5 protein-coding genes are annotated in these 7,085 nt (G+C 38.2%); all 5 read left to right on the forward strand.

Annotated features, from left to right (window positions below):
• Nucleotides 1–60 precede the first annotated feature (60 nt).
• The 5 genes from pilM (at nucleotide 61) to AFK68_RS39175 (ending at nucleotide 6,283) form a co-directional block, all read left to right on the forward strand.
• Complete coding sequence (gene pilM / locus AFK68_RS17635; protein ID WP_094673903.1) at nucleotides 61–1,158, forward strand: type IV pilus assembly protein PilM; 1,098 nt, start codon at nucleotides 61–63, stop codon at nucleotides 1,156–1,158.
• Between the two features lie 6 nt (nucleotides 1,159–1,164).
• Nucleotides 1,165–1,986, forward strand: coding sequence for a PilN domain-containing protein (locus tag AFK68_RS17640; protein WP_094673904.1), 822 nt, complete (start codon nucleotides 1,165–1,167; stop codon nucleotides 1,984–1,986).
• Nucleotides 1,987–1,988: 2 nt separating this feature from the next.
• The gene (locus AFK68_RS17645; protein WP_094673905.1) at nucleotides 1,989–2,765 is read left to right on the forward strand and encodes a hypothetical protein; all 777 of its coding nucleotides are present in this window, start codon (nucleotides 1,989–1,991) and stop codon (nucleotides 2,763–2,765) included.
• A 905-nt stretch (nucleotides 2,766–3,670) separates the two neighbouring features.
• On the forward strand, nucleotides 3,671–5,860 hold a 2,190-nt coding region (locus tag AFK68_RS17650), incomplete at its 3' end, for a type IV pilus secretin family protein (protein ID WP_210407472.1).
• A gap of 12 nt (nucleotides 5,861–5,872) precedes the next feature.
• Nucleotides 5,873–6,283: a type II secretion system protein GspD gene (locus AFK68_RS39175; protein ID WP_256386600.1), complete on the forward strand. Its 411-nt coding sequence runs from the start codon at nucleotides 5,873–5,875 to the stop codon at nucleotides 6,281–6,283.
• Nucleotides 6,284–7,085: the final 802 nt, after the last annotated feature.

Genomic DNA, 7,085 nt, shown 5'->3' on the forward strand with positions numbered 1-7,085 from the left:
AACTTACACTAACCTAACAAAAGCAAATTTTGCTTCAAATTAAAACCAGGAGAAAGAAAAATGGTTAATTACTTAAAAAACCTGTTTAAAAAAAAGAAACCAGGAATAGGAATAGAACTCGGCCCAGAAAGAATTAATATTGCCGAAATCCGGCAACAAGGAGATAAATTAAAATTAGTAACCTTTGCTACAGCAGAAGTACCAGAAGATGTATTTTTTGAAGGTCAAATAATTGATGCCCCCACAATGTCAGAACTAATAGAGTCAATGATAGAGGACAATAACATCAAAACTCGCAGAGTAGCAACAGCAATTCCAGGTAGAGAAGCAGTTACCCGTGTAATTCCCGTACCAGCAGAATTAAACGACGAAGAATTACAGGATTATATGAATCAAGAAGCAGGTTTATACTTACCATTTCCCAGAGAAGAAGCAGATGTAGACTATCAAAAATTAGGAGTTATAGTAGATCCAAATGATGACCTAGAAAAAGTACAAGTCGCCTTAGTCGCAACTAGAAAAGAAGTAACAGATGGCTACATAGAAGTTTTTACACAAGCAGGATTAGCAATAGATGTTTTAGAAGTAAGTAACTTTGCCCTGATCCGTACAGTAAAAGATATACTCCAACAATATGGTCCTCAAGAAGCAACAGTCATTGCAGATTTAGAATTTGACAGTACCGAACTTGCTATCGTAGTAGACGGAATACCCCAATTTAACCGGACAATTCCTATTGGCACCTATCAAATGCAATCCTCCTTAAACGAAGCAATGAACTTACCTCCAACCAGAGATACTACAGAGTTATTAGGGATGACCGTTCCAGTATTAGATACAATGGGAGTCACAGGAAACGAACCAAATCCCGGAACAAATGCTCTACTAAAAGTATTAGCAGAATTAGGAGATGAACTGCGACGCTCAATAGACTTCTATCTCAATCAATTTGAAGATTTGGAGGTGGCACAATTATTATTAACAGGATCGGGAGCAGCAATAGGACAAGTAGATGACTTTTTCATGCAACGTTTAAGTTTACCAGCGTCTAAAGTCGATCCAATCGAAACTTTAGCCTTAGAAACAGAAGAAGAAATTCCGCCAGAACAACGTTCCGGTTTAGGAATTGTATTAGGTTTAGGACTAAGAGAGGTATAAATTAATATGTATGGCCTAGATATAAATTTTCTTAACGATCGCCCAGAATATAAAAATAAAAAAGATATTCCCAAACCAGCGAGTAGTGGACCATCACTAGAAGACCCAAAACCAATTCTAATTGGGGCAGCAGCAGCAGTAGCAGTTAATGGTCTAGTTGCAGGTGGATGGTTATATCTAAATCAAGTAAACACTAAACTTCAGGCAGACTTAGACAAATTAAATGGTGAATTGAGTAAGCTTGATGCTCAAGTTAAAAACCTTGAAGCAATCAAAGAAAAAACTAAGACATTTAAAGCAGAGGCAAAAGCTTTAGCCACAGTTTTCGACCAAATTAAACCATGGTCAGCATTATTAGGAGAGTTTGGATCTTTAGTACCTAGTGGGGTAATAATAACTAGCATAGAACAAAAAGAACCAAAAGTATCAGCCCCAGTTCCCTCCAAAAAATCTGCTAAAAAGGGAGAAAAAACAGAGACACCAGCTCCCTCAAAACCAACAGCAACCCTATCATTTGCTGGAACTTCAGATTCTTACGGTCAAATTAATGACTTTTTATTGTTATTGCAAAGCTCTCCCTTTTTCCAAGGAGAAAAAACCAAACTTATTACTGCTGCGAAAAAACCTAATCCTACTAGATTAGAATTACGAGAATCTAACTCAACCTTAGCACCAGAAATACCAGAATTACCCCCAATAGTTGAATATAAAATCGAAACAAATCTCAGCCCTTTAGGTGCATCAGAATTATTGCCTCAATTAAAAAGTAAAGGAGCAATTGGATTAGTAGATAGAATAGAAACACTAACAAAAAAAGGAGTATTTTAAAAATGGTAGCAGTAAATGAATGGAATGAAGAACAAGAAGAACAAGAAGAAGGAGGAGGGGGTCCGAAAATTCTAGGTGTCTCTCTCAAAGACCCCAGATTTATTGGAGGAGCTATTGGTGTCGTAGGCTTAGGAATAGCAGGTTTATTAGGATATAATCAGCTTAAACCAGCTATCGAAAAAAGTGCTGAATTAAGAGGAGAAATAAAAACAGCAGAAGTCAAAATTAAAGAGCAGCAAAAACAAATAAAAGAACGACCAAAAGCAGAAGCAGAAAGGAAAAAAGCTGAAAAACAAAGAGAAGACGTAACCAGCTTATTTGCCAGTGAAAAAACAATGAAAACTCTGCTATACGATATTAACAAACTCATAGATCAAATTAATGCTGGAATTACAGATGAAGACCAACGAGCAAAAATGACAAAATTTCAACCAGTGGAGCCAAAAGATGGTAACTATATAGTTAACGATAACTCATTAGGACCACTGGTAAATGGCAAATTAAAGCGACGAGAATTCAAAGTAGAATTTGAAGGCAGTTATCCTCAAACAAGAGCCTTTATGATTGCTATAGAGAGGATGCAAACATTATTAGTAGTGAAAAACTTAAAAACAAAACTCGAACAAGGAAATCAAGTTATAGAAGTTGAATGGAAACAAAATAAATTTGTACCAGTTAGTAAGCCAGAAAGTAGACTCAGAACATCCTTTGATATGCACGCTCTATTAGCCTTAAGTGAACAAGAGTCATTGGGCAAAGAAGAGCCAGAAAAAAAATAACACAATTTGCTAAATAAATGTTATTTTATCAGAAAAATTAGGTCTGAAATTTTCCCTTTATTAGAGCATATTTTTTATCCCTAAAAATTAATAGATAATTAATCATTACCCCTGGTTAAAACCATAACGGAATTGAATATAAGGAAATATCATACTACCACTTTTTCATCTTGAAATAGAATTCTTTATATCTTTATTTTTTAGGGAAAAATTGAGATTGAAATAGGGAAGTATTAAGCAGAGATGGGAATTATTTCCCCACCTTTTCCCTAATATTGATATTGTCTTCCTTCAAATCCTGTCCTGACAAAAAAAGGTCTCAAACCTACTCTATTAGATAGGGCTGTTTCAAAGTATCGTGAGTTAACAATTTAAGGAGAAGGCGAGATGTTTAGGATCAGAAAATAGAAGACTTATATCATGTCCGCTGGTATCATTTGTGTAAAAGTTGGGGAAATATTTACCTTATGTAAGGTTTTTCTTTTTCTTCTTTCTTCTCTCCTAGATAATATGAGCCTTCTTCCTTACCTTCTCACTTGCAATACCGATGCTACTGGACATGATATTAGCCAAAATTTACCGATTTTTCAGTCGATAAGTATCATTAAACTCTGTCTAAATCTCTGGTTCAATGCCCTCAAATAAAAACTATTCGTATTTTTAACCTTTAAGAATAATTGATGAATATTGGGGATGCCCTGTGGGTAAAGCGTGGAAAATTCTCCCCTGCTCCCTACTCCCCTGCTCCCTACTCCCCTGCTCCCCCTCTGCCTTTTCAGGACTACCAAAATTCAAAAAAAGAAAAAGTTAAAAAATTTTAGCTCCAAATCTGAAGAAAAAGACCTATACTCTAGCCCAAGACCAACATCTGAATTAATAAAGAAGCCCAACGTGGAGTGAGGAAAGTGAAACACCAAATACAATTTAGTAGTGGACTATTAACTGGAGTCGCGGCAGTAATTATAGCCCAGACCCCAGCCTTTGCAGTAACCCAAATAACCCAAATTCAGTTAAGTTCAGCAGACGGCGGCATGAATATCGTCTTAGTTACCAGTAATGGCGATCGCCCCGAAGTATTCTCAGTCAACAGAGACAACTCTTTTGTCGCAGACATAATCAATGCCCAACTCAGCTTACCCCAGGGCAACAAATTTCGGAAAGAAAGTCCAGCCCCTGGTATAGAATATGTAGAGGTAATGCAGGTAGACGCTAATAGCGTGCGGGTAGTTATCCGAGGTAAAGAAAGTCCTCCCAGAGGTAGAATTATCCAAGGAGGAGGCCAAGGAATTATCCTCAGTGCTGCTGTCAGCTCAGGAGAAATAGCTCAAAGACCCCAACCCAATAGTTTTCCCCCACCCTCAGAAGCAGCACCTCCTCCCGCAGAACCTCCAACCCCACCAGTAGAACCTGAAAGAACTGTAATACCTCCTAGAGAAACAACTACAAGCCCAAAGCCAGAGGTACTATTACCAGATTCAGGACTAACAGGAGATGGTTTCCCAACTCTACCAGGACAACCCTCCCCCAGTGAAGTACCACCCTTTCAACCACGAGCAGTAGCACCACCAGTAGGCGATATAGCAATATCTAATATCAACCCTTCAGTAGAAGTTATAGATTTAAGCACCCAAGAAAAAATACCTCGTTTAGTATTACGAGATGCTCCAGTTAGAGATGTTTTAGCCTTACTAGCTAGAGCAGCAGGATTAAACGTTGCCTTTAGTTCAGGAGGAGACCCAGAAGCAGAAACAGGGCCGACTATTTCCCTAGATATTGAAAATGAGCCAGTTCAAGATGTTTTTAACTACGTTTTACGTCTAAGTGGGTTGCAAGCCAACCGAGTAGGTAACACAGTATTTGTAGGACAAGAACTACCAGCAGAAGCCAGAAATGTTGTGGTTCGCTCCTTCCGTTTAAACCAAGTTCCGGCCCAAGAAGCTGCAGGTTTCTTAGTGAGTCTTGGAGCAGAAAGTGCCATTGTAACAAGCCAACCAGTAACTCAGGTTAATACGGTTAATATTCCTGGAACCGATCAGGCAATTACAAATACCGAAACAATTACAAGAACAGTTGTTCAACCTCTACGCTACGACCCCCAAGATGCTCCCCCAATATTAGATGGTTTGCAAATAGCAGTTGATAACCGACTCAATAGTATTACCTTGGTTGGTCCACCACAAAAAGTTGAAATAGCAGCAGCCCAATTAATTCAGTTAGATTTACGACAACGGCAAGTAGCTGTAAACGTCAAAGTTATAGATGTCAACTTATCAGGAGAAGAAAGGTTTAATAGTAGTTTTTCTTTTGGGATAAATGACACTTTCTTTATCAACGATAATGGAGCAGCATCTCTAAATTTTGGTAGTTTGCAACCTCCTACTATTACACAGCAGGATGGTAGTCCTCTTTCTCGTCCTGTAACTAATAACCCACTTGCTGGAAATGACCCCTTCTTTGATAGCCAACGTAGATTTGATGTTCCATTTACAGGTATCCCTAATGTCAATCAGGGTAGAGGTACTTTCCTTAGACCAATAGCTCCCACAACAGGTGAACCGACAAGAGTTGGGATAACAGATTATGAACCTTCAGAAATAGATGTTAATGATGATGGGACAATAGATGTAACACTAGGAGAAGCAGAATTTGGTTTGTTCCCTCAAATTTTGTATCCCAGACGATTCCTATCACAGTTGCGGGCTACTGTTATTAGTGGTAATGCTAAAATTCTCACCGATCCAACTTTAGTGGTTCAAGAAGGGGAAATTGCTAGTGTCAGACTTGTAGAAAATATCGTCAGAAGTATTGACAGTAATTTTACAGATGATGGGGGTACAAGTCGAGAAACTAGAACTGTTCAGTTTGAAGATGTGGGTCTAACCCTAGCTATACAGGTAGAGAGAATAGATGATAATGGCTTTGTAACTGTAACAGTAAATCCAGAAGTAAGCTTTATTTCGGACAGGATACCAACAGATGCTGATAATGAAAATGAATTTGGTACAGAAATTGCCAGGCGTCGGGTAGAATCTGGTAGAATTCGTCTCCGGGATGGACAAACTCTAATTATTTCTGGCATTATTCAAGAGCAAGAANAGGTAGAGAGAATAGATGATAATGGCTTTGTAACTGTAACAGTAAATCCAGAAGTAAGCTTTATTTCGGACAGGATACCAACAGATGCTGATAATGAAAATGAATTTGGTACAGAAATTGCCAGGCGTCGGGTAGAATCTGGTAGAATTCGTCTCCGGGATGGACAAACTCTAATTATTTCTGGCATTATTCAAGAGCAAGAAAGAACAATAGTAAATAAAGTACCTCTTTTGGGAGATTTACCAATTATTGGTACTCTTTTCCGCAGTAGTCAAAATGAAAATCAACGAGCGGAAACAATTGTACTACTAACTCCTCAAATACTTGATGATGGCGATCGGTCTTCTTGGGGCTACCGATATAATCCAAGTCCAGATGCTTTGCAAATGATGGAAAGAGGTCAACCAAGACCCCGGCGCTAAAGTTAAATTTAAGGGATGGTCTATATTTATCACTTTGAACCATCCCACTTCCGTTGATTATTGAAAAACTAGATCGATCTAGTTTTAGCTACTATCCGGTGAAAACCAGACTCGACTAATTTCCTAATTTCCATGTTTGATGATAGATGAGCAATTAATTCAGACTCAAACACCTTGACTTGAGAGTGCTTCGCAGAATGATATTTAATCCCTCAGAAAAACTAGATCGATCTAGTTAGAGTTACCATCCGGTGAAAACCAGGCGCAACGAACCAACTAAATTTCCATCTTTAATAATAGATGAGGCAAAAAATTAGACTCCAAAATCCTCACCTTCGAGTGCTTCACAGAATGATATCTCACCCCCTCAGAAAAACTAAAACGATCTAGTTAGAGTTACCATCCGGTGGAAACCAGGCGCAACGAACCAACTAAATTTCCATCTTTAATAATAGATGAGGCAAAAAATCAGAATCAAAAATCCTCACCTTCGAGTGCTTCACACAATGATATGGGAAATTCCAGAAAAACTAGATCGATCTAGTTAGAGTTACCATCCGGTGAAAACCAGACTCAACGAACCAACTAAATTTCCTGTTTAATAATAGACTAGGGAAAAAATCAGAATCAAAAATCCTCACCTTTGAGTGCTTCACACAATGAGATAGGAAATGCCAGAAAAACTAGATCGATCTAGTTAGAGCTACCATCCAGTGAAAACCAGGCGCAACGAACCAACTAAATTTCCTATTTAATAATAGACTAGGCAAAAAATCAGACTTAAAAATCCTGACTTTGGAGT

Origin of the sequence: Hydrocoleum sp. CS-953, assembly GCF_002260545.1 — a bacterium.
GTDB lineage: Bacteria > Cyanobacteriota > Cyanobacteriia > Cyanobacteriales > Microcoleaceae > Trichodesmium.